This is a genomic window from Achromobacter sp. 1011791174, from assembly GCF_059760925.1.
Genome location: NZ_JCBANH010000220.1, coordinates 1 through 203, shown reverse-complemented (window position 1 = coordinate 203; position 203 = coordinate 1). Strand labels below are relative to the sequence as shown.

General features: G+C 70.0%; 1 protein-coding gene. It reads left to right on the top strand.

The features are described from left to right. Positions 1 to 203: hypothetical protein (locus AC6LJ5_RS30395; RefSeq protein WP_498142465.1), on the top strand; the 203-nt coding region annotated here is incomplete at both ends.

Here is a 203-nt window from a genome sequence, read left to right as displayed (position 1 = left end):
GGACAACGTTTATGCGGGAGGCACGACGATCACGGCCGGCACGCTGCAGCTGGGTACGGGCGGCACGGCGGGGGCCATCGTCGGCAACGTGGCCAACAGTGGCACGCTGGCCTTCAACCGCAGCGACGCCTACACCTTCGGCGGCCAGATCAGCGGCAGCGGCGCGGTCACGCAGATGGGCAGCGGAACCACCGTGCTGACCG